This window comes from Nioella sp. (assembly GCF_964229645.1).
GTDB lineage: Bacteria > Pseudomonadota > Alphaproteobacteria > Rhodobacterales > Rhodobacteraceae > Nioella.
This window is the reverse complement of record NZ_CAXREX010000163.1, coordinates 14,636-36,184: the sequence shown is the minus strand read 5'-3', so window position 1 is coordinate 36,184 and position 21,549 is coordinate 14,636. Positions and strand designations below refer to the sequence as shown.

19 protein-coding genes are annotated in these 21,549 nt (G+C 64.4%); 11 read left to right on the top strand and 8 right to left on the bottom strand.

What is annotated here, in order from left to right; translation table 11 throughout:
- Positions 1-33 precede the first annotated feature (33 nt).
- Genes ctaA through ACEQXV_RS10715 form a run of 3 tightly spaced genes read left to right on the top strand, consistent with a single transcriptional unit; the run spans position 34 to position 3,836 of the window.
- Positions 34-1,170, top strand: a complete 1,137-nt coding sequence (gene ctaA, locus ACEQXV_RS10725) for a heme A synthase (protein ID WP_370269107.1) — start codon at positions 34-36, stop codon at positions 1,168-1,170.
- A 1-nt stretch (position 1,171) separates the two neighbouring features.
- The gene (locus ACEQXV_RS10720) at positions 1,172-2,644 is read left to right on the top strand and encodes a carboxypeptidase M32 (RefSeq protein WP_370269105.1); all 1,473 of its coding nucleotides are present in this window, start codon (positions 1,172-1,174) and stop codon (positions 2,642-2,644) included.
- Between the two features lies 1 nt (position 2,645).
- Positions 2,646-3,836, top strand: coding sequence for an MFS transporter (locus tag ACEQXV_RS10715; protein ID WP_370269104.1), 1,191 nt, complete (start codon positions 2,646-2,648; stop codon positions 3,834-3,836).
- Between the two features lie 13 nt (positions 3,837-3,849).
- On the opposite strand, the gene ACEQXV_RS10710 is transcribed toward ACEQXV_RS10715, so the two are convergent.
- From ACEQXV_RS10710 to ACEQXV_RS10700, 3 genes are all read right to left on the bottom strand, one after another.
- The gene (locus tag ACEQXV_RS10710; RefSeq protein ID WP_370253279.1) at positions 3,850-3,981 is read right to left on the bottom strand and encodes a hypothetical protein; all 132 of its coding nucleotides are present in this window, start codon (positions 3,979-3,981) and stop codon (positions 3,850-3,852) included.
- Positions 3,982-3,984: 3 nt separating this feature from the next.
- Entirely contained in the window at positions 3,985-4,596 is a 612-nt protein-coding gene (locus ACEQXV_RS10705; protein ID WP_370253278.1) for a hypothetical protein, read from the bottom strand.
- Between the two features lie 146 nt (positions 4,597-4,742).
- Positions 4,743-5,552 (bottom strand): enoyl-CoA hydratase, encoded by an 810-nt coding sequence (locus ACEQXV_RS10700; RefSeq protein ID WP_370253276.1) that lies wholly within the window; start codon positions 5,550-5,552, stop codon positions 4,743-4,745.
- A 65-nt stretch (positions 5,553-5,617) separates the two neighbouring features.
- Between ACEQXV_RS10700 and ACEQXV_RS10695 the strand changes: the two genes are divergently transcribed.
- A complete protein-coding gene (locus ACEQXV_RS10695) occupies positions 5,618-6,040 on the top strand; it encodes a PaaI family thioesterase (protein WP_370269101.1) in 423 nt (140 codons plus the stop codon).
- Here the strand turns inward: ACEQXV_RS10695 and ACEQXV_RS10690 are convergent.
- The gene (locus tag ACEQXV_RS10690; RefSeq protein WP_370269100.1) at positions 6,016-6,636 is read right to left on the bottom strand and encodes a trans-aconitate 2-methyltransferase; all 621 of its coding nucleotides are present in this window, start codon (positions 6,634-6,636) and stop codon (positions 6,016-6,018) included. The two genes, ACEQXV_RS10695 and ACEQXV_RS10690, sit on opposite strands and share 25 nt — an antisense overlap.
- A 131-nt stretch (positions 6,637-6,767) precedes the next feature.
- Between ACEQXV_RS10690 and ACEQXV_RS10685 the strand changes: the two genes are divergently transcribed.
- The 3 genes from ACEQXV_RS10685 to ACEQXV_RS10675 all read left to right on the top strand — a co-directional run bounded on the left by ACEQXV_RS10685 (position 6,768) and on the right by ACEQXV_RS10675 (position 11,533).
- A complete protein-coding gene (locus ACEQXV_RS10685; RefSeq protein WP_370269099.1) occupies positions 6,768-9,374 on the top strand; it encodes a penicillin-binding protein 1A in 2,607 nt (868 codons plus the stop codon).
- 98 nt (positions 9,375-9,472) lie between these two features.
- On the top strand, positions 9,473-10,600 hold the full coding sequence (gene prfB / locus ACEQXV_RS10680) for a peptide chain release factor 2 (RefSeq protein WP_370269098.1): 1,128 nt from the start codon (positions 9,473-9,475) through the stop codon (positions 10,598-10,600).
- A gap of 141 nt (positions 10,601-10,741) precedes the next feature.
- The gene (locus ACEQXV_RS10675) at positions 10,742-11,533 is read left to right on the top strand and encodes a DUF2189 domain-containing protein (protein WP_370269096.1); all 792 of its coding nucleotides are present in this window, start codon (positions 10,742-10,744) and stop codon (positions 11,531-11,533) included.
- A 78-nt stretch (positions 11,534-11,611) separates the two neighbouring features.
- Here ACEQXV_RS10675 and ACEQXV_RS10670 read toward each other — a convergent pair whose 3' ends face one another.
- The 4 genes from ACEQXV_RS10670 to ACEQXV_RS10655 form a co-directional block, all read right to left on the bottom strand.
- The gene (locus ACEQXV_RS10670) at positions 11,612-12,145 is read right to left on the bottom strand and encodes a polymer-forming cytoskeletal protein (RefSeq protein WP_370253267.1); all 534 of its coding nucleotides are present in this window, start codon (positions 12,143-12,145) and stop codon (positions 11,612-11,614) included.
- Positions 12,135-13,475 (bottom strand): DUF5930 domain-containing protein, encoded by a 1,341-nt coding sequence (locus ACEQXV_RS10665; protein ID WP_370269094.1) that lies wholly within the window; start codon positions 13,473-13,475, stop codon positions 12,135-12,137. Before ACEQXV_RS10665 ends, ACEQXV_RS10670 begins: the two co-directional genes overlap by 11 nt.
- A gap of 186 nt (positions 13,476-13,661) precedes the next feature.
- Complete coding sequence (locus ACEQXV_RS10660) at positions 13,662-14,477, bottom strand: ferritin-like domain-containing protein (RefSeq protein WP_370253296.1); 816 nt, start codon at positions 14,475-14,477, stop codon at positions 13,662-13,664.
- Between the two features lie 20 nt (positions 14,478-14,497).
- Positions 14,498-14,959: a peroxiredoxin gene (locus ACEQXV_RS10655; protein ID WP_370253263.1), complete on the bottom strand. Its 462-nt coding sequence runs from the start codon at positions 14,957-14,959 to the stop codon at positions 14,498-14,500.
- 123 nt (positions 14,960-15,082) lie between these two features.
- On the opposite strand from ACEQXV_RS10655, the gene ACEQXV_RS10650 reads away from it, so the two are divergent.
- From ACEQXV_RS10650 to ACEQXV_RS10635, 4 genes are all read left to right on the top strand, one after another.
- Entirely contained in the window at positions 15,083-18,349 is a 3,267-nt protein-coding gene (locus ACEQXV_RS10650; protein WP_370253262.1) for a hypothetical protein, read from the top strand.
- A 39-nt stretch (positions 18,350-18,388) separates the two neighbouring features.
- Entirely contained in the window at positions 18,389-19,453 is a 1,065-nt protein-coding gene (gene queA / locus ACEQXV_RS10645; RefSeq protein WP_370269093.1) for a tRNA preQ1(34) S-adenosylmethionine ribosyltransferase-isomerase QueA, read from the top strand.
- A gap of 87 nt (positions 19,454-19,540) precedes the next feature.
- The gene (locus ACEQXV_RS10640; RefSeq protein ID WP_370253259.1) at positions 19,541-20,836 is read left to right on the top strand and encodes an MFS transporter; all 1,296 of its coding nucleotides are present in this window, start codon (positions 19,541-19,543) and stop codon (positions 20,834-20,836) included.
- A gap of 51 nt (positions 20,837-20,887) precedes the next feature.
- Complete coding sequence (locus tag ACEQXV_RS10635; protein WP_370253258.1) at positions 20,888-21,478, top strand: DUF924 family protein; 591 nt, start codon at positions 20,888-20,890, stop codon at positions 21,476-21,478.
- Positions 21,479-21,549 lie beyond the last annotated feature (71 nt).

Here is a 21,549-nt window from a genome sequence, read left to right as displayed (position 1 = left end):
AGGTCTGGCGGGACGAGTTAAGGAGCCCGAGGCATGGCCGAAAAGCGCAGCATCTTCGAAGAGGTCACCGAAACGCAGAAACCCGCGGCAACGCCGGGCGCGCTCAGCGCCGGACGGGGCAGGGGGCGGCGCTTCGCCAGGGCCTGGTTGATGGTGCTCTTCGTCATGGTCGTGGCGATGATCGCCGTTGGCGGGCTGACGCGGCTCACGGATTCGGGGCTGTCCATCACCGAATGGGCGCCGATCTCGGGCGCGCTGCCGCCCCTGTCGGATGCCGACTGGCAGGCCGAGTTCGAAGCCTACCAGCAGACCGATGAATACCGGCTGCAAAACGCAGGTATGAGCCTGGCGGAGTTCCAGTTCATCTACTGGTGGGAATGGGGCCATCGCCAGCTTGGCCGCACCGTGGGCCTGGTCTGGGCGCTTGGGTTTGCATTCATGCTGGCCACGAGCCGGATGCCAACGGGCTGGAGCGGACGCTTCGTGCTTCTGGGCGGGCTTGGCGGGCTTCAGGGCGCGATCGGCTGGTGGATGGTGCATTCGGGATTGCAGGAAGGGATGCTCGACGTGGCTTCTTACCGGCTTGCGACGCATCTGGGGCTGGCCTTCCTGATCCTGTCGATCATCGCCTGGTTCGTTCTGCGCCTTTCGCGCGACGAGGCAGAGCTGATGCAGGCCCGGCGCAACGCGGATGGCAAGATCAAGGGGATGAGCACCGGGCTTTTGCACCTGGCCTTCGTGCAGATCCTTCTGGGTGCGCTCGTCGCAGGTATCGACGCGGGCCGCATGTTCCCCGACTGGCCGCTGATGTCGGGCGGATTTACCCCGCCCGACATGTGGCAGATCGAGCCGCTGTGGCGGAACTTCTTCGAGAACGCGGGCACAGTGCAATTCATCCATCGCATCGTGGGATACGTGCTGGTTGCCATGGCCATTGGCCTCCTGATGGCCGCGCGCAAATCGGCCAACCGCAGCGTCAAGGGCGCAGCGCAGGTCGCGGCCAGCATGATCTTCGTGCAAGCAGTCCTTGGGATCGTGACCGTCATGCATTCCTCGCCCCTTGCGCTGGCGCTGCTGCATCAGCTTGGTGCGGTCGTGACCATCGTGCTGATCCTGCGCGCCCGGTTCACCGCCATGCATCCCTTTGCCCAATCCGTAAGAGGCTCCTGACATGACCGCCTATGACGAACTGATCGCCTACCAGAAAGACACGCATGCGCTGGCGCAGGTCATGGGCCGGCTTGGCTGGGACCAGGAAACCGTGATGCCGCGGGGCGGGGCCGAGCAGCGGTCCGAGGAAATGGCGGCGATGGAAAGCGTGCTGCATGCCCGCCGCACCGATCCGCGCGTGGGCGACTGGCTGGCCAGCGCCGAGGCCGCCGACGAGGTGGGTCGCGCCAACCTGCGGCTCATCCGCCGTGAATATGACCGCGCCACCAAGGTGCCCGCCGATCTGGCAAAGGCGCTGGCCAAGGCCACCTCTCGGGCGCAGGGCATCTGGGCCGATGCGCGCGCGGGCGAGGACGTGGCCGCCTTCCTGCCGACCCTGGCCGAGATCCTGCGCCTGCGGCGCGAGGAAGCTGCCGCCATCGCGGGCGATGCGGACCCCTATGACGCGCTCTTGCAGGATTACGAACCGGGGATCACCGGGGCCGAGATCGAGGCGCTCTTTTCGCGCATGCGGCCGCGGCTGGTCGATCTGCGTGGGCGCATCCTGTCCTCGGGCTTTGACCCCGAACCACTGAAAGGGCATTTCGCAGAGCAGGTTCAACTGGCGCTCTCGACCGAGATCGCCCAGGTCTTCGGCTACAATTTCAGCCATGGCCGCATCGACAAGGCGGTGCATCCCTTCAGCTCGGGCTCTGGCCAGGATGTGCGGATCACCACGCGGGTGGATGAAAGCGAGCCCTTCGGCTGCCTCTATTCCACCATCCACGAGGTGGGCCACGCCTGCTACGAGCTTCATGTCGACGACGCCTATTTCCTGACCGCGCTTGGTGGGGGCGTGTCCATGGGCGTGCATGAAAGCCAGAGCCGGTCCTACGAAAACCAGATGGGCCGCAGCCGCGCCTTCACCGGCTGGCTCTTCGGGCGCATGCGCGACGCGTTCGGGGATCTGAACCTGAAGGACGCAGACGCGTTTCATGCCGCCGTAAATCGGGTGCGCTCGGGCTATATCCGCACCGAGGCCGACGAGGTGCATTACAACCTGCATATCCTGCTGCGCTTCGACCTCGAACGCGCACTGATCCGGGGTGATCTGCAGGTGGCGGATCTGGAATTGGCCTGGAACGATCGGTTCGAGGCCGATTTCGGGGTGGCCGTAGACAAGCCCTCGCACGGGATGTTGCAGGATGTGCACTGGTCGGTCGGGCTGTTCGGTTATTTCCCCACCTACACGCTTGGCAATGTCTACGCCGGTTGCCTGTTCAATGCGCTCCGCGCCGACATGCCGGACGTGGATGCGCAGATGGCGGTCGGCAACCTGAGGGGTGCGACGGGTTGGATGAAGGACAACCTGCAAACCCATGGCGGGCTTTACGAGCCGCGCGACGTGGTGGAACGGGCGGCCCGCGCGCCCGTCAGCGAGGCGCCCCTGCTCGATTACCTCGACGCCAAGTTCGGCGCGATCTACGGGCTCTAGGATGCGTGCGCGGCCCGACCTGGCCGCGCGCGGGCCTGCCGTCTGGATGCTGGCGGTCGGGCAGACGCTGAGCTACGCCTGCCTCTACTACATCTTCGCGGCCCTGATCCTGAGCTGGGAGGCCGATCTGCACTGGCCCCGCTCGCTGCTGGCGACGGGGCCTTTCATCGCCATCGTGATCTCGGCCGCGTTGGCCCCCTTTGCCGGGCGGCTGGTCGACCTGGGCAAGGGGCCCGAGGCGATGGTGGCTGGCTCTGTCATCGGGGCGGGGGCGCTGGTCCTTCTGGCCACCAGCCAGAGCCAGGGCGCCTATCTGCTGGCCTGGGCCGTCATCGGGCTGGCGCAGTCTGTCACGCTTTATGAAACCTGCTTTGCCTTCCTGATCCGCCGCCTTGGCCCCCATGCCCGGGCCGCCATCGTGCGGGTGACGCTTGTGGCGGGCTTTGCCTCGACCATTGCCTTTCCCGCTGGCGCGGCGCTCAGCGCCTGGATCGGCTGGCGCGGCGCGGTCTGGGTGGCGGCAGGCGTCATGGCGTTTGTCCTGGTGCCGATCTTTGCGCTGGCAGGGCGGATGCTTCGCCGCGTAGAGGGCGAGCCGGACCAGCGCGAGGCCGACAAGGGCGCGCTGTCACGGGCCATGCGGGCCGGAACGTTCTGGCTGCTGGCGCTTGTCTTCGCGCTTGTCGCGCTCAATCACTGGATGCTGATCAGCTACGCGGTGCCCATCTTCGTCGAGCAGGGGGCAGGCGAGGCGCTGGCGGTCTTCGCGGCGTCGACCGTCGGCCCCGCCCAGGTGGCAGGCCGGCTGGTCCTGATGCGGTTCGAGGCACGGATCGGAACCGCTGCTGCCACGCGCGTGACCTTCGTCGCCATGCTGGCGGGCACGGCCGCCCTTTGGCTGGCGGGGCTGTCGCCCTGGCTCATCTTCGGCTTCACCGCGATCCAGGGGGCCGCCATCGGGGTGATGACGATCCTGCGCCCCGTTCTGATTTCCGAGGTTCTGGGCCCGGCGGGCTATGGCGCCATCGCGGGCACGATCCAGATCCCGGCCCTGCTGGCCGGGGCAGCGGCCCCGGTTGTCGGAGCCTTCGTTCTGGACCATGCCCATGTGCCGGGCCTGATCGCCTTGTCAGCTGGCCTGATAGGCCTGTCCAGTCTGCTGGCCTGGCGACTGGCCGGTCAGCAGGACTGATCCGCCACGGGGATCAGTTGGCGCTGTAGCGGAACACGCGAGAGTCCTCGGACGAACCGCCGAAAGTCAGCATGTAGCCAAACTGGAAGAGATCGACCGACGAGGTCGGGCTACCGGGAAGATCGCTGCGCGAACTGCCAAACATCGCTTAGACACGGTTCCGCGGGGTGACATCATAGGCAAGACCCGCCATGAAATTCTGGAAGAGCGATCCGTCGTCGCAATCGAAGAAGATGAACTCTCCGACCAGGTCCAGCCCGCCAAAGAGGTCCGCGCTTGCCAGGATCTCCCCCTGGGTCGCACCGGTGCCCATGGGATCCTCGAAAAAGCCCAAACGCCCTTCCAGCCGGCCACGCTCCGGGGTCCAGACGCCTTCGATGCCGAGGATGGAAATCTCGTCCCGGCTGTCGAAGGTTTCATAAGAATAGAAAACACCAACGCGGGTGTCGTCGGTCGGGTCGTAGAAGAGGTGGGCCTGAAGGCCATCCGCTTCGAACAGGCCGATACTCTGGAATACGCCCTCGTTCGAGTGATCTCGAATATGCTGGAAGCCAAGCTGAACCCCGACGCGGGGTGTCAGCATATACGCCCCGGCGCCGGTGAAGAAACGGTCGGCCTGATCCCCGAAAGGATCGAGAGTGTTGTGAAAGCCGAGGTCGATAAAGGCGCCGTCGAAGGCGAAGCCTGAGTCCTGAGCGGAAGCGGAATATGCGGAAAGGGGCAAGGCCGCGACTGCGGCGAGAATGGACTTGCGAAACATGGGTTTACTCGTGCTCGTCCCGGGCGGGCCGGGTTAATGCTTACTATCGTGTCGAAAGACAAAAAGAGGGCAGGTGGAGCGTCCACCCGCCTGCAGTTTCAAGACCACCGGTGTTGCGTCATGGCTTCAGGCCTGCGTGCCCGGCACTATTCCTCGGCTGACCAGGACGGTTTGCGCTTGTCGATGAAGGCCGCGATGCCTTCGGCGGTGTCGTCATCGAGCATGTTGTCCACCATGACCGCGCCGGTGAAGTTATAGGCCTGGTCCAGGGGCATCTGGATCTGGTCGTAAAACGCCCGCTTGCCGATCCGAACCGCGCTGCCAAGCTTGCCCGCGACGGTCTTGGCAAGCTCCATCACCTCGGTCTCCAACTTGTCGGAATGGACAGAACGGTTGATCAGGCCCAGTTCCACGGCACGCTCTGCCAGGATGAACCGGCCCGTGGTCAGCATCTCGAAGGCCTGCTTGCGCGGGATGTTGCGGCTGAGGGCCACCATGGGGGTCGAACAGAACAGACCGATGTTGACGCCGTTCACGCCGAAGCGCGTGTCATCGGCAGCCACGGCCATGTCACAGCTGGCCACCAGCTGGCATCCCGCCGCCGTGGCAATACCGTGCACTTCGGCAATCACCGGCTGCGGCAGGCGCGGGATCATCTGCATGACGGTGGCGCAGCGATCGAAGAGATCGCGCAGCGCGGCGGCCCCCTTGTCGGGCGCATCGCGCTTGGCCTTCATTTCCTTGAGGTCATGCCCGGCACAAAACGCCTTTCCGGCGCCGCGCAGGATCACGACTTTCTGGGCGTGGTCGTCCATCAGGCTGGAGAATTCCGCGTTCAGCCGCGCCAGCATGGCATCGGACAGCGCATTGAGCGCGCCGGGCATGTTCAGCGTCAGCCGCGTGACCGGGCCCAGGTCCTCTCGGACGAGAATTTCTTGTGACGTAGCGTCCGACATATGGCCCTCCCTTGCCAATCGCCTCCAAGCGCCGGAATGCTAGGGCGAAACACGGAGGAGGGGCAATGGCACTGGCCATGGACAAATCAGCGCTGGCGGAATTTCTGGATGCAGAGTTCCCGCAGGTCGCGCATGAATTCACCGTCGAACATGTCGAGGAGATGGCCATTCGGGTGCGCCTCAACGTGGGCGAGCAGCACCTGCGCCCCGGTGGCACCGTGTCCGGCCCGTCGATGTTCGCGCTGGCCGATGTTTCGATCTACCTTGCCACGCTGGCCATGATCGGCCCCAAGGCATTGAGCGTGACCACCAATATCGCGATGGATTTCATGCGCAAACCGGCGGCGGGGACGGATCTGATCTGCGAGGCACGGCTGTTGAAGCTGGGGCGCAGCCTGGCCGTCGGGGATTGCCTGCTTTATTCCGAGGGCGGATCGGAGCCGGTGGCCCGCGCCTCGATGACCTACGCCATTCCGCCCGCGCGCTGATCGCCTTCATATCGGGCCAGCCAGACGGAGCGGCCCCAGAACTCCGCGTCGCGGGGGCGGAACCAGAGCACGCGAAACCCGTGAGCGGCGAAGAGATCCCGGTAGGCTGCGGGCGAGAGGCTGGCGTGAATGACCGGCTCTTGGCCCACCCGGCCCATCGGTTCGCCCTCGGCATCCCCCGTCGTCAGCAAAAGCCGGGCCCCGCGCGCGGCATGGGCTTCAAAGACGGCAAACATGGCGCGCTGATCGGGTTTCGAGAGGTGAAAGAAACTGTCCCAGCCAAGGATCACATCGAAGCGTTGCCTCAAGGCGATCCGGCGCATATCGGCATGAACGGCCCCTGCGCCGGGCAGGTTGGTGCGAAAGTAGCGCAACATGGGGGCCGATCCATCCACCCCCGTGACCAGGCAGCCCTGGTGCGCGAACCACTCGGCGATTGGCAAGCCGGTGCCGCATCCAAGATCAAGCACGCGCGCGCCCAACTGGCCCGCAAGCGCGGCCTGTAGCGCGGCTTTCTCGAACAGGGACCGGTCACGCGTGGCGGCCCAGTGGTCGGCAACCCGGTCATAGGCTGGAAGAATGTCATCGAAATCCATGCGCCCAGTGTGGTCAGGGCAGGGATGGGTGCAACCGGAAAAGGCGCGATTTCCCGCCGTTGTGATCGCGGGGCTTTTGACCCTGTCGGCGGTGCCGCCTATAAGGCGAGAACGCCATTGGAGTCGCGGGCATGATCCGATTCATTTTTTCGTTTTTCGGGGGGATTTTTACCTTCCTGACCAATGGCCTTGTCATGGGGGCGCTTCTGGCTGGCGGCGTGGTCTATTCCTACGCCCGCGATCTGCCCGACCATGAAACGCTTGCGCAATATTCGCCCGCCACGATCAGCCGGATCTACACCCGTGACGGGCAGATCATGGACGAGTTTGCCGCCGAGCGCCGGATCTTCGCCTCTTACGAGGAAATCCCCGATGTGGTCGCCAACGCCTTCGTCAGCGCGGAGGACCGCAATTTCTGGGAACATGGCGGCTACGACCCGCGCGCCATCGCGGCAGCCTTCATCGAGGCGGTGCGTTCGCGCGGGCGCGATGTGCGCGGGGCGTCGACCATCACGCAGCAGGTGATGAAGAACTTCCTTCTCGACGGATCGCGCACGATCGAGCGCAAGATCCGGGAGATCATCCTGGCAGCACGGATCGAGACCACCCTGTCCAAGGAACGGATCCTGGAACTCTATCTCAACGAGATTTTTCTGGGCCAGAATTCCTATGGCGTCGCCGCCGCGGCGCAGACCTATTTCAACACGCCGCTGTCCGAACTGCGCCCCGAACAGGCGGCCTATCTTGCGGCCCTTCCGCAGGCCCCGTCGCAGCTGCACCCTGTGCGCAATTACGACCGGGCGATCAGCCGTCGCAACTACGTGCTGCGCGAGATGTTCGAAAACGGCTACATCTCTCGCGAGGAGATGGAGGTGGCGCAGGCCGCGCCGCTGGAAACCGTGCAGGGCGGACACCTTGAGCCGTTCCGAGCGCAACTGCCACCGCGAAACTACTTCTCCGATGAGATCCGCCGGCAGCTCAGCCGCAATTTCGGAGAAGAAGAATTCTTCTCGGGCGGCTACACCGTGCGCGCGACGATGGATGAAAGCCTGCAGCTGGCGGCCGAACGCGCGCTGCGCCGGGCGCTGGAGCGCTATGACCGTGAGCGGGGCCTGTGGCGCGATCCGCTGGCGACAATCGACCCTGACGCGCTGGCCGCGGCCGAGGGCGAAGGCTGGCGAGACCTGCTGGCCGAAGTGACCTTCCCACGCGACATCGACGGCTGGCACGCGGCCGTGGTGCTCGAGGTTGGCAATACCCATGCCCGGATCGGGATCGAGGGTATTGAAAACGACGAGGACGGCCATTTCATCGCGCCCGAAGACGTGACATGGGCACGCCCGGTGGATACCGAGGGCAACCGGGGGGACACCGCCCGCGTCGCGGGCGACCTGCTCGATGTGGGTGACGTGATCCATGTGCGCGCGCTCACCGACAACGCGGGCGAGTTCGACCGCTGGTCCCTGCGCCAGATCCCCGAGGTGCAGGGCGGCTTCATGGCGATGGACGTGAACACGGGCCGGGTCCTGGCGATCCAGGGGGGCTTTTCCTACCAGCACAGTTCGTTCAACCGCGCCACGCAAGCCACGCGCCAGCCGGGTTCGGTCTTCAAGCCCTTCGTCTACGCCTCGGCGCTCGACAGCGGCTACAGCCCGAACACGATCGTGATCGACGCACCGATCGAAGTCGACACGGGCGAGGGCATCTGGCGTCCGACCAACGCATCGAACGAATTCTACGGACCGGCCCCTTTGCGCACCGGAATCGAACAGTCACGCAACCTGATGACGGTGCGCCTGGCCCAGGACCTGGGAATGGAAACCGTGGCCCGCTATGCCGAACGCTTCGGGGTCTATGATGACTTGCAGCCCTACCTCGCCAATTCGCTCGGCGCCCAGGAGACGACGCTTTACCGGATCGTCGCGGCCTACGCGATGTTTGCCAAGGGCGGCGAGCGGGTGGAACCAACGCTGGTCGACCGGGTGCAGGACCGGTTCGGGAACACGATCTATCGCCATGACCAGCGGATTTGCCAAGATTGCCTGCTGGCCTCGCTGGAGCCCGGTCATGCGCCCCGGATCGTCTCGAACCGCGAACAGGTGATCGACCCGATTACCGCCTACCAGATCACCTCGATGATGCGCGGCGTGGTCCAGCGCGGCACCGCTGCCGGGTCCGTGGGCAATGCCGGGCTTGGCGTGCCCGTGGCTGGCAAGACCGGGACCACCAACGATGCGCGCGACGTGTGGTTCGTGGGTTTCACGAATACCATCGTGGCCGGCTGCTACATCGGCTTTGACAACCCCCGCACCCTTGGGCGCGGCGTCTATGGCGGCAATACCTGCGGTCCGGTCTTCGCGGAATTCATGCGCGAGGCCATCGACGAATACGGTGCCGGCGAATTCCAGGTGCCGTCGGGCGGGCATTTCTACCCGATCGACCGCTATTCCGGCCAGCGTCTGGAGCAGGGCGCAAATGGACCCGATGTTGTGATGGAATATTTCCGTGACGGCGAAGAGCCGTTCTTCGGCATGCTCTCGATCATCGACGGGGGCTTCGGAATGGGCACCAACCTGCCCATGTTCGCCCGAGGCGAAGATCCATCCGGCAATGGCGAGCTTGTCGATGGCGGCGTGCTGACGCCCGAGGACAGCACGGTCGAGACCTCGACCGGGGGCACGGCGCGCGTGCCGCTTGGCACCGGCTTCGGCCAGCTGACATCGGGCGGGCTTTACTGACAGAGCTGATTGCACCTGCCCCCTTCGATGCTTGCAGCGGGGCAGGGGACGGTCTACATCACTCGGACCGAAGCAGCACGAGCCAGGCGAGTTGAACCATGCGGGCCGAAACCCAGAGCCATATCGAGAAAATCCGCAAATCCCTGGCCCTTCTGGGCCAGCGGATGGACCTTGAGACGGCGGAACACCGGCTGGAGGAATTCAACGCGCGCGTCGAGGACCCGGACCTGTGGAATGACCAGGAAAAGGCCCAGAAACTGATGCGCGACCGGCAGCTTCTGGTCGACAAGCTCGGCACCTACAAGGCGATCAAGAGCGGGCTGGAAGACAATATCGAGCTTATTGAACTGGGCGAGATGGAAGGCGATGCCGAAGTCGTCGCCGAGGCCGAAGCCGCGCTGAAGGACCTCGTGGCCACGGCCGCCCAGAAAGAGCTGGAGGCGCTTCTCGATGGCGAGGCCGACAGCAATGACACCTTCCTCGAAATCAACTCGGGCGCGGGTGGCACCGAAAGCTGTGACTGGGCCTCGATCCTGGCGCGCATGTATGTGCGGTGGGCCGAGAAGAAGGGCTACGATGTGGAGCTTCAGTCCGAAAGCGCGGGCGAAGAGGCGGGCATCAAGTCGGCCACCTACAAGATCTCCGGCCACAACGCCTATGGCTGGCTGAAATCGGAATCGGGCGTGCATCGCCTGGTGCGGATCTCGCCCTATGACAGCGCCGCGCGGCGGCACACCTCGTTTTCCTCGGTCTGGGTCTACCCGGTGGTGGACGACAATATCGAGATCGAGGTGAACCCCTCTGACATCCGCATCGACACTTACCGTTCGTCCGGCGCGGGGGGGCAGCACGTCAACACCACCGACTCTGCCGTGCGGATCACCCATATCCCGACGGGGATCGTGGTGACGAGTTCCGAGAAATCCCAGCACCAGAACCGTGACATCGCCATGAAGGCGCTGAAGTCGCGGCTCTACCAGCAGGAACTGGACCGCCGGAACGCCGCTATCAACGAGGCACACGAGGCCAAGGGCGAAGCGGGGTGGGGCAACCAGATCCGGTCCTACGTTCTGCAACCCTACCAGATGGTGAAGGACCTGCGGACGGGCTTCGAGACCTCGGACACGCAGGGCGTGCTCGATGGCGATCTCGACGGGCTGATGGGCTCGGTCCTGGCCATGGACGTGGCCGGCAAGTCCCGCGCCGATGCCCAGGCAGAAGACTGAGCGCATCGCGCGGGGCAAATTCCGTCGACGGAATTTGTCCGGAAATGAATATTTCCGCCCCCCGCCCGGCCTGACCGCTGCACTTAATCCTTGGCAGGATCGAGATGCCTCCCTTAGCATTTGGGTGGGGAGGACGTGAGCATGAGCGAGACCGGGCAGGCATTGCCAGCAGCATCACGGGTGCCCGACATCCGGGCGATGGAGATGGGCGATATCGGCTATGCGTTGCGCGCGGGCTGGCGGGACTTCCGGCGCAAGCCCATGATGGGCCTTTTCTTTTCCCATATCTACGTTGTGGGCGGTTGGCTGATCTACATCTTCTTCTTCGTTACCGAGCAGGTCTGGTGGGCGCTGCCCTTCACCGTCGGGTTCCCGCTGATGGCGCCGTTTCTTGCCGTCGGGCTTTACGAGGTGTCACACAGGCTGGAACAGGGGGACACGGATTTTCGCCGCAACGATATTTTCGGCGTGGTCTGGCGTCAGCGGCTCCGTCAACTGCCGCTGATGTCCTGGGTCATCATCGTCTATTTCCTGTTCTGGTCCTTCTTCGCGCATATGCTCTTCGCGCTGTTCATGGGGCCATCGGTGTTGATGAACGTCTCGTCGAGCTATGCCTACCTTCTTCAGCCGGAAGGGCTGCTCATGTTGCTGACCGGCACGGGCTTCGGCGCGGTCTTTGCCTTCGTCCTGTTTTGCCTGACGGTGATTTCGCTGCCGCTTTTGCTGGACAAGGAACTGGATTTCGTGACCGCAATGCTGACCTCGACCGCGGTGGTCAAGCGCAACCCAAAGGTCATGATCGCCTGGGGCATGGAGATCGCTGTGCTGACCTTCCTTGCGATGTTGCCCGCGCTTTTGGGGCTTTTCATCGCGCTGCCGGTTCTGGGCCATGCCAGCTGGCACATCTATCGCCGCGCGTTGGAACACGACTGAGGTAAAACTAAACCGGCCCCGCACCAGCTTGGGTGCAGGGCCGGATCATCCGTGGACCGGATCAAAGGGTGTCGGGGCTCAGGCCTCGGCGCCGTTGTTCTTGGGGGCAGGGGCCGCGGCTGCGGGGGCTGCGCGCTTGGCGCCACCATTGCCCGACAGCGGGTCTTCCTGGCGCTGCACGGAGCCTTCGAAATGGGCACCGCTTTCGATCGCGATGGTCTTGTGAATGATGTCGCCTTCGACCTTGGCGGTCGAGGTCAGGCGCACCTTCAGGCCGCGCACGCGACCGATCACGCGACCGGTGACGACGATATCGTCCGCCACGATTTCACCCTCGATGGTGGCGCCCTCGCCCACGGTCAGAAGATGCGCGCGGATATCGCCCTGCACATGGCCTTCGACCTGGATATCACCGGTGGTGCGCAGGTTGCCCACGATGGTCAGGTCAGACGACAGGAGCGAGGCGGGCGGCTTGGGCTTGTTCGAGGTAAGGGGCATTGCGGGCTTGTCCGTGGATCCTGCCTTGGCGGCATCGGCCGCGGTTTCGGGTTTGTCGGTGGCGGAACCAGCCTGCTTCGGGCCGGGTTCGTTGATCTTTGATTTAGAAAACATCTCTACCTGCCATGATGTAGTTCATAGGGTTGCGCGGCGTCTCACCGGTGCGCACTTCATAGTGCAGATGAGGACCCGTCGACCGTCCGGTGCTTCCCATATCACCGATGCGCTCCCCGCGCGAGACCCTTTGGCCCTCGGTCACGCGGATGCGCGACAAATGGGCATAACGGGTTTCGAAACCGAAGGCATGGTCGATGGTGATGATGAGTCCGTAGCCGCTTTGACGACCGGCAAAGCTGACAACGCCGTCAGCGGTTGCATAGATGGGGGTGCCCGTGGGGCCCGCCATGTCGACGCCGGAATGCAGACGGCTGCCGCCATTGAAGGGGTCACGGCGGTAGCCGAAGGGCGAGCTCAGCCGGTAGCTGGCCAGCACTGGGCGCGAAAAAGGCAATCTTTCCGCGACCATACGGTGCAGGTTCAGCAAATCGAGCTGCGCCAGAACCTCGTTGGCGCGCAGAGTCGCATCGTCGGGATCTTCGCCGCGGGTCGACATGGTGATCGGCATCATCGGGCCGCCCTGGCCGTCATAGCTTGCGCGCATCTGGCTGACGAGGTCTTCGGTCGACAGGCCTGCCGCCTCGAACATCGAGTTAAGGGGCGACATCGACATCTCGACCGCGTCTTCGATCTGCGCGAAAATCCGCTCGTTGCGTTCGTAGGAAAGGGCCTGGGTGAATTCCAGGTCGTAGACCTCGGCCTCTGCGGCCTCGGCGACCACGAAGGCATCGTCGCGCTCGTTCGCGGCGCGGGCGAGGGCCTGGGTCATGTAGTCGATGGTGCGTTCCAGTTCGGCCTGGCGCGCGGCTGCGCTTTGCTCGGTGCCGCCGGTGCCGTTCAGTTCGGCCAGAAGGGCGGTCGCCTGCTCGCGGGCCTCGTCACGCTCGCCCATGACCCGGCGCAGCGTGGTCTGGATCACCTCGACGGCGGTTTCCAGCTCGCGACGGCGCTCTTCCGAGGCCAGGAGGCGCGACTGCATGGCCGACACCTCGTCCATCGCGACGGCGAAGCGTTCCTGGCTGGCCTGGGCTTCGCTGGCGCGGGAATCGCGTTCCTGCGAAATGGCATTGAGGCGCGTTTCATATGCGGCCTGCGCCCGTTCGGCCTGCTCACGCACACCTTCGGCGCTGATCGAGTCGATCAGGAAGATCGCCGTCACGATCACGGTCCAGCCCACGAAAAGCGACGACCCGGTGATCATGATGGCCTGCGTGGCCGGGCGCAAACGCACGTAGCGCATGCCCTGGTCGGATTTCAGAAAAAGACGCTGCTCGGGCAGATATCGCTCGAGAGCCGCGTTGATGCGGTCGGTCAGGCGTGTTTTCACGTCACTGTGCCCCATTTCCCTTTTCAAACGCCGGGCGACCCTCCCTGTCCCCACAAATAGGACGCCGACAGGTAAGGGGAGTAGACCAATTCACCGGGCAGGGACAAAGCTTTTTTGCCGCGCCTGTGGATAAATCGGCCATTTCGCGCCCGGTTGGGCGGAATTTTGCCAAGCCATCTGCCCGCTTCAACCCACGGAACCGGTCTCGGACAGGGGCCAGTAGAAATCGGGCGGCAGGCCTGCCTCGGCGCGTTTTTCCTCGTTGAAGGGCGGTTTCAGCGCGCCGTGGAAATAGGTGCGCACAAGGCGGTGAAATGCCTCCTTGGGGTCGGTGTCCTGCCGCCCGCATAGGAAGTGGAACCATTTCGAGCCATAGGCGACGTGATGCACCTCTTCGGCATAGATGACCTCCAGCGCCTCGACGGCCTGCTTTGCCGCCGGATCGCCTGCCTTGCGGAAGACCTCGATCATGCCCGGGGTCACGTCCAGGCCACGGGCCTCCAGCACCATGGGAACGACGGCAAGACGGCCCATGATGTCCTCGGCCGTGTCCTCAGCAGCGCGCCACATGCCCGCATGGGCGGCAAGCTCGCCATAGAAACTGCCCATCGACTCCAGGCAGCCTGACACCAGTTGGAAGTGCTTGGATTCCTCGTCGGCCGATTTCACCCAGTCATCGAAGAAGCCCATCGGAAACCGAACCCGGCCCCCGAAGCGCGCGATGATGTCCCAGTGCAGATCGACGGCATTCAGCTCGATGTGGGCGACCGCATGCAGCAGCGCCTTGCGCCCCTCGGGGCTGCCGGGCCGGCGGCGCGGCACGTCGCGGGGATCGAGCAGTTCGGGCTTTGCGGGCCGGGCCGGGCGCAGCGGCGGGCTGGCGGTGCCGATCTTGATCTCGGGCGTCTCGCCGCGCCGCGCTGCGAACCAGCGCGCGGCATAGTCACGGCTAAGCGCGGTCTTGGTCTTGGCGTCGGCGGTTTCCAGCACCGCCGTCGCCATCTGTGTCAGTGTCAGGGCCGTCACAGCGCCTTCACCGCCTCCAGCACCTCGGCGGCATGGCCTGCCACCTTTACCTTGGGCCAGACCCGGGCCACTTTGCCCCCGGCGTCGATCAGGAAGGTCGCGCGCTGGATGCCCATGCTTTTCTTGCCATACATGTTCTTCTCCACCCAGGTCCCGTAGCGTTCGCACAGGTCGCCCTCGGCATCGGAGACAAGGATGACCCCGAGGTCATGCTTGGAGATGAATCTCTCATGCTTGGCGACCGTGTCCTTCGACACTCCGATGACGGTTGCGCCCGCGGCCTGGAACTCGGGCAGCATGGCGGTAAAGTCATTGGCTTCCGTCGTGCAGCCGGGTGTGTCGTCGCGCGGGTAGAAGTAGAGCACGACCGGTCCGCCTTTCAGCGCCGAAAGGCTCACGTTGTCGCCGCCATCGCGGGGCAGGGTGAAATCGGGGGCGGGGCTGCCGACGTCTAGCATGGGGTCAGGTCCTTTCCATGAGCGGGTTCTTGCATCTGCCGTTTGCAAGCTAGGCGAATTCAGGCGAAGATAAAGACCGAAACACCGCGATAATCCCCGAGCGAGATCGAGCGCACGAGATCCATGACAGAACCCGGCCCCGATCCGCAGTCGCGCCGCCCGAGGCGAGGCCGTGCCTTGCGCTGGTTCCTGCGCGGGATGACAGTGCTGGTTCTTGCCCTCGCGGGGCTTCTCCTTCTGCTCGCATTTCCCCCGAATGGCCGATCGGTCGGAGTTCCGGAATTTGCGCGCGCGCGGATCGAGGCGGGGCTCGACGCTTCGATGCCCGGTGGCGATGTCACCGTCGATCGTGTGGGCCTGTCGATTGCACGCGGAACGCTCATGCCGCGGATCCGCTTCGTCAACCTGCGCCTGTCCGAAGCGGGTCGCCCACGCGTTGTGTTCCCCGCGCTGGAGGTAGAGATCGACCGGGCCGCCCTGCTGGATGGCGAGATGCGGCCGCGGCAGGTGTCGCTGGCCGGGGCGGGGCTGAGGATCCGGCGGACGGCAGACGGGCGGCTCGACCTTGCCTTTACCGGTGCCCAGGACGGGGACGCGCGCGACCTTGCGCAAACCCTTGGCGGGATCGACCGCATGTTCCGCCAGACCGTGTTTTCCAGTCTGCAACGGGTTGTCGGCGAAGGGCTGACGCTGGTCATCGAGGATGGAGAAACCGGGGACGAGCTGCGCATCGACAACGCTGCCCTATCGCTGGTGCCGGAAGGGGAGGCGCTGATCCTGACCCTTGGCGGGGAGGTCGCGGGCACCCCGGACAGTTCGCTTGCCCTGCGTTTCACGCGCCATCCGGAAGCTGGCGAAACCGATGTTTCCGCCGCATTCCAGAACCTGCAAAGCACCGATGTTGCGGCGGTCTCTGCCGCGCTGGAGTGGCTTACGCTGGTTGATGCGCCGCTTTCTGGCCGGATGAGCACGACGCTATTCGACGATGCCACGCTTGGCACCCTGTCAGGTGAGCTGGATGTGGGGGCGGGCCGGATCACCCCGGGCGGCGGTGTCGATCCTTTGCCGCTCGATGCCCTGTCACTGCGCTTTGACTACGACGCGTCAACGGCACGGATGCATCTCGACGAGTTCCGCGTCGAATCCCCGATCCTGAGCGGCAGCATCTCGGGCCACGCCACGCTGCTGGAAGGGCCTGTCTACCTGTCCCAGTTCCAGATCAGCGAATTCGTGGCTGATCCGCCCGGCGTCTTCGAGGCCCCGATATCCTTCGCAGGGGGCGCGCTTGACATGCGCTTGCAGCTTTATCCGCATGTGGCCATCGATTTCGGCCAGGCCGTTCTCTACGACGAGGGGCTGCATGTCACCGCGCGCGGGCGCATTGCAGCCGAACCAGAGGGGCTGTCGGTGCGCATTGATGCCGACATTCCGGAAGTGGCGACCGATCGGGTGCTGCCCCTGTGGCCGGTCAATGCCATTGCGAATACACGCCGCTGGCTTGCGGAAAACGTGATCGGCGGCACCGTCCGCGACGCCCATGCCGCGATCCGCCTGGCACCGGGGGAAAGCCGCCCGCGTCACGGGATAACCTTCGATTTCGAAGAGTCCGAGGTGCGCGCCATCCGCAACATGGCCCCGATCGAGGCAGGGCGCGGATACATGGATATCAGTGGCACCACGGTCTCGCTGGCGCTTCATGATGGCTATGTCACGGCCCCGAATGGCGGGCGGCTGCAACTGGCCGAGTCCGTCATGCTGCTGACCAATACCCGTCAACGCCCGACGCCTGCGCATTTCGAACTGTCGATCAATGGCCCGATCTCCTCGGCCATGACCCTGATCGGGGCCGAACCCTTCAACCTGCTGAACCGTTTTCCCTTCGATCCCGGCACGGTGGCAGAGGGGCAGGCCGATCTTCTGCTGACGCTGGACATGGACCTGCGTCCGCGCATTCCGCCCGAAGAGGTGCGGTTCGGCATTACCGGGCGTCTCCTGGATGTGCGTTCAGAGGAACTGGTGCCGGGCCGGGTGTTGCGGTCTCAGCAACTCCATATCGAGGCCGACAATCATTCGCTTTCGATTGGCGGTCCGGCCATGCTGGACGGGCTATCGGCCAACGCAACCTGGAGCCGCGAGCTTGGCCCGGACGCGCCGCAGCAAAGCCGGGTGACCGGTGAAGCGATCCTGGAACCGCAGGGTTTGGCCGATTTCGGCGTGGTGCTTCCCGAGGGGATGCTGAGCGGCCGGGGGCCTGCAAGCTTCGTGCTGGATCTTGTAGAAGATCAGCCGCCCCGCCTTGCCATCACGTCGGACCTTTCGGGCGTGACCCTGGCCATCCCGTCCCTGGGCTGGCGCCTGCCTGCCAGTGACACGGGCAGCCTGGAGCTCGACATCATACTGGGCGATGCACCTGACGTGCCAAGCCTCGTTCTGCGCGGGGACGGGCTGTTCCTGGAAGGTGCGGTTGAACTCGCCGACAGGCAGTTTGACAGGTTGCGCGTGGATCGCTTCCTGCTCGATGACTGGCTTGACGTGTCGGGCAGCCTCGTGTCGCGGGGGCCGGGGCTGTCGCCGCGCATCCAGATCACCGGGGGAGAGGCTGATCTGCGCGGCCTGCCTGTCGGTGGTGGCGGCGGGTCAGCAGGGGCGCTTCCGCTCAATATCCGGCTGGACCGGCTTGAGGTGACAGACGGGATATTCCTGACGGATCTGCGTGCGGAACTGTCCGGCAGCCCGATCCGGGGTGAGTTCCGGGGGCTGATGGGCGGTCAGGTGCCCGTCAACGGCACCATCCTGGGAGAAGCGGATGGCGTGGCGATCCGGCTTCGGTCCGATGACGGGGGGGCGGTGCTGCGTGCTGCGGGCATCTACCGCAATGCCTATGGCGGACGGATGGATCTCATCCTGCGCCCCTTGCCCGGCGAAGGGCGCTATAGCGGCAGTCTGACCATCGACAACCCGCGCCTGCGCAATGCCCCGGCCATTGCCGAATTGCTCAGCGCCATTTCCGTTGTGGGGCTGATCGAGCAGCTCGCTACTGGCGAGGGCGTGGCCTTGGGCGATGTCGAGGTGATCTTTTCACTGACACCTGACGTGATGACGATCACGGAAGGCACCGCGCTTGGCGCGTCGATGGGGCTTTCGCTGGACGGGATCTACAACACGCGCAGCGGGTATTTCGACTTCGAAGGCGTCGTTTCGCCCTTGTATGTGGTCAACGGGCTGGTAGGAGGCCTGTTCACGCCCCGGCGCGAGGGATTGTTCGGATTCACCTACCGGCTGACGGGAACGGCAGATAACTCGGATGTGACGGTGAACCCGCTCTCGGTTCTGACCCCCGGCATCTTCCGCGAGATCTTCCGCAGACCGCCGCCGGAAGCCGCTGAGTAAGCGCAGTCAGACGGCAAAACCACAGGACAGGCACACGGCATGAAACTGGACGATTTCGATTTCGATCTGCCCGAAGAGCTGATCGCGACGCGGCCCGCGAAGCCCCGGTCCTCGGCGCGGCTGCTGCATGCCGTGGGTGACAGCTTTCGCGACATGCACGTGCATGATCTGCCCGATCTGCTTGGGCCGGGCGACCGGCTCATTCTCAATGACACCAAGGTGATCCCCGCGCGGCTGTTCGGACGGCGCTGGCGCGACAGCGCGCAGGGGCGCGTTTCAGCCAAGATCGAAGTCACGCTGCTGGAGCCTCAGGCCGATGGCAGCTGGTCTGCCCTGGCCAAGCCCTTGCGAAAGCTTGCACCTGGCGAAAGCGTCGACTTCGACGCAGGGCTCTCAGCCGAGGTCGTGGGGCTGGAGGGCGGCCTGCGCCTGCGCTTCAACCTTGCGGGCGAGGCGTTCGACGCGGCGCTGAACCAGGCCGGCGCAATGCCGCTTCCGCCCTACATCGCCGCCAAGCGCCCGGCCGACAGCCAGGACAAGGACGACTACCAGACCATATGGGCCCGCAACCAGGGCGCGGTTGCGGCCCCCACGGCCAGCCTGCATTTCGACGAACCGCTGATCGAGGCGCTCAAGGCGCGCGGGGTCAGTTTCACCTTCGTGACACTTCACGTTGGCGCGGGCACCTTCCTGCCGGTGACGGTCGAGGATGTGACCACGCACCGGATGCACGCGGAATGGGGCGAGGTGACCGAAACGGCAGCCGCCGAGATGAACGCCACCCGAGCGGCAGGCGGGCGCATCATTCCCGTGGGTACGACCGCGCTGAGGCTGATCGAAACGGCCGCATGTGAAGACGGCAGCATGCAAGCCTGGCAGGGCGATACCGACATCTTCATCTACCCCGGCTACCGCTTTCGCATCACCGACGGGCTGATGACCAATTTTCACCTGCCCAAATCGACCCTTTTGATGCTGGTCTCGGCGCTCATGGGCGAAGAGACCATCAAAAGCCTTTACAATCATGCCGTTGCCGAAAAGTACCGCTTTTTTTCATATGGCGACGCATCGCTTCTTTTTCCCGAAATTGCCGCAAAAGGCTGATAGCGTGACAGATAACGTCGCTTTCTGACGGGACCGGACAGGCCCGGACTGCCAGAGAAACAAGACGGCAAGAGGCGGAGCAGCGCCATGAAACAGGTCATCGCCAGCGCTTGGGCGATTCTACTCGGGCTGATGCTTCTGCAGGTTGGAAACTCCCTGCAAGGCTCTCTCATGGGTGTGCGCGGCGCGCTCGAAGGCTTCAACACGCTTGAACTGTCGCTGATCGCCTCGGCCTATTTCGTGGGATTCCTGGGCGGCTCCCGCCTGGCGCCACGGATGATCCGGCGGGTGGGGCATGTGCGTGTCTTCGCGGCCCTTGGCTCGTTCATCTCGGCGGTGCTGATCCTCTATCCGGTGCTGACCAATCCCTACGCCTGGATGGCGCTGCGGGTGATCCTCGGGTTCTCGCTGTCCGGCGTTTACGTGACGGCGGAGAGCTGGCTCAACAATGCCTCCAGCAATGATACGCGCGGCCAGGCGCTGTCGGCCTACATGCTGGTGCAGATGGTGGGGCTGGTGCTGGGGCAGGGGCTTCTGAACTTCGGCGATCCGTCGGGCTTCGTGCTGTTCATCATCCCCTCGGTTCTGGTGTCGCTCTCCTTTGCGCCCATCCTTCTGGCGGTGCAGCCCACGCCCTCCTTCGAGGAAACCCGGCCCATGAGCCTGGGCACACTCTACAAGAAATCCCCCCTTGGCTTTGTCGGCATGATCCTTCTGGGATTCGTCTTTTCCGCGCAGTTCGGAATGGCCTCGGTCTATGGCACCCAGGCCGGGATGAGCGTTCGCGAAATCTCGTTCCTTGTCTCGGGCTTTTTCGTGGGCGGCATCCTCTTCCAATACCCGATCGGCTGGTTGTCGGACCGGATGGACCGCCGCGTCCTGATCTTCTTCATCGCGGCCTTTGGCGCGGTTTCGGCGCTGATCGGGGTCTTCTTCGATGACGTGTTCGAACTGGTGCTGCTGACCGCGCTTCTGACCGGGGGGCTGGCGCAGCCGCTTTACGCGCTGCTCATCGCCTACACCAATGACTACCTCGATCCCGAGGACATGGCCGCCGCTTCCGGCGGGCTCATCTTCATCAACGGGCTTGGCGCGATCGTCGGGCCGCCTGCCGTGGGCTGGCTGATGGGCATGACCGGGCCCACGGGATTCTGGCTCTTCCTGACGCTGACGCTCGCCATGATGGCGCTATACGGCGGCTGGCGGATGACCCGGCGCCAGAGCGCCTATGCCGAGGACGACGATTACGACGCGGTGTCCTATGCACCGATCATGCCAACCGCGACATCTGTGGCCCTGACCACGGCGCAGGAACTTTACGCGGAGGCCAGCGAAGAACAGGCCGACGCGCAAGAGGAGGGGAGCCCGACAGGCGCATCGTGATCCTTCGGGCAAGACAGGATGAGGCAGAGACAGGAAAAGGAGAGCACTGTCATGACACACCCATCTGAGGAGATCATCTCGTTCTGGCTGGAGGAAGCCGGGCCCGAGAAATGGTATGCAGGGGGCGAGGAGTTCGACACGCTCATTCGCGACCGCTTCATGGAGATGTGGGAAGAGGCGCGCCGCGGGCTTTACGACGGCTGGACCAGCCATCCGCGCAAGGCGCTGGCCCTGATCATCCTGCTCGATCAGTTCCCCCGCAACATGTTCCGGGGCGACGCCATGGCTTTCGAGACCGATGCCAAGGCCAAGGCCGCGGCCTGCACGTCCCTGTCGCGGGGCTGGGACGAACGCTTTCCCCAGAACGTGCGGCAGTTCTTCTACATGCCCTTCATGCATTCCGAGGCGCTGACCGACCAGGACCATTCCGTTCGCCTGACCTGCCAGAAGATGCCGGACGAGCGGGAAGACAAGCTGCCCCATGCCTGCGCGCATCGGGAAATCATCCGCCGCTATGGCCGTTTCCCCTATCGCAACGAGGCGCTTGGACGGGACAGCACCGATGAGGAAAAGGAATTCCTCGACTCGGGCGGTTATGGCAAGGTCGTGGAAGAAGTCCGCGCGGCCGTGATGTGCAAGTAGTTCAGCCATTGAACTAATAATCATTTCTCCCCGGCGGAGCCTTGCGTCTGACGCAAGCCGGCCTTGTGTTG

What these genes read in the sequence shown, in the direction of transcription:
- ctaA (WP_370269107.1), top strand. Translation starts at nt 34, where the DNA reads ATGGCCGAAAAGCGCAGCATCTTCGAAGAGGTCACCGAAACGCAGAAA.
- ACEQXV_RS10720 (WP_370269105.1), top strand. Translation starts at nt 1,172, where the DNA reads ATGACCGCCTATGACGAACTGATCGCCTACCAGAAAGACACGCATGCG.
- ACEQXV_RS10715 (WP_370269104.1), top strand. Translation starts at nt 2,646, where the DNA reads ATGCGTGCGCGGCCCGACCTGGCCGCGCGCGGGCCTGCCGTCTGGATG.
- ACEQXV_RS10710 (WP_370253279.1), bottom strand. Translation starts at nt 3,981, where the DNA reads ATGTTTGGCAGTTCGCGCAGCGATCTTCCCGGTAGCCCGACCTCGTCG.
- ACEQXV_RS10705 (WP_370253278.1), bottom strand. Translation starts at nt 4,596, where the DNA reads ATGTTTCGCAAGTCCATTCTCGCCGCAGTCGCGGCCTTGCCCCTTTCC.
- ACEQXV_RS10700 (WP_370253276.1), bottom strand. Translation starts at nt 5,552, where the DNA reads ATGTCGGACGCTACGTCACAAGAAATTCTCGTCCGAGAGGACCTGGGC.
- ACEQXV_RS10695 (WP_370269101.1), top strand. Translation starts at nt 5,618, where the DNA reads ATGGCACTGGCCATGGACAAATCAGCGCTGGCGGAATTTCTGGATGCA.
- ACEQXV_RS10690 (WP_370269100.1), bottom strand. Translation starts at nt 6,636, where the DNA reads ATGGATTTCGATGACATTCTTCCAGCCTATGACCGGGTTGCCGACCAC.
- ACEQXV_RS10685 (WP_370269099.1), top strand. Translation starts at nt 6,768, where the DNA reads ATGATCCGATTCATTTTTTCGTTTTTCGGGGGGATTTTTACCTTCCTG.
- prfB (WP_370269098.1), top strand. Translation starts at nt 9,473, where the DNA reads ATGCGGGCCGAAACCCAGAGCCATATCGAGAAAATCCGCAAATCCCTG.
- ACEQXV_RS10675 (WP_370269096.1), top strand. Translation starts at nt 10,742, where the DNA reads ATGAGCGAGACCGGGCAGGCATTGCCAGCAGCATCACGGGTGCCCGAC.
- ACEQXV_RS10670 (WP_370253267.1), bottom strand. Translation starts at nt 12,145, where the DNA reads ATGTTTTCTAAATCAAAGATCAACGAACCCGGCCCGAAGCAGGCTGGT.
- ACEQXV_RS10660 (WP_370253296.1), bottom strand. Translation starts at nt 14,477, where the DNA reads ATGGCGACGGCGGTGCTGGAAACCGCCGACGCCAAGACCAAGACCGCG.
- ACEQXV_RS10655 (WP_370253263.1), bottom strand. Translation starts at nt 14,959, where the DNA reads ATGCTAGACGTCGGCAGCCCCGCCCCCGATTTCACCCTGCCCCGCGAT.
- ACEQXV_RS10650 (WP_370253262.1), top strand. Translation starts at nt 15,083, where the DNA reads ATGACAGAACCCGGCCCCGATCCGCAGTCGCGCCGCCCGAGGCGAGGC.
- queA (WP_370269093.1), top strand. Translation starts at nt 18,389, where the DNA reads ATGAAACTGGACGATTTCGATTTCGATCTGCCCGAAGAGCTGATCGCG.
- ACEQXV_RS10640 (WP_370253259.1), top strand. Translation starts at nt 19,541, where the DNA reads ATGAAACAGGTCATCGCCAGCGCTTGGGCGATTCTACTCGGGCTGATG.
- ACEQXV_RS10635 (WP_370253258.1), top strand. Translation starts at nt 20,888, where the DNA reads ATGACACACCCATCTGAGGAGATCATCTCGTTCTGGCTGGAGGAAGCC.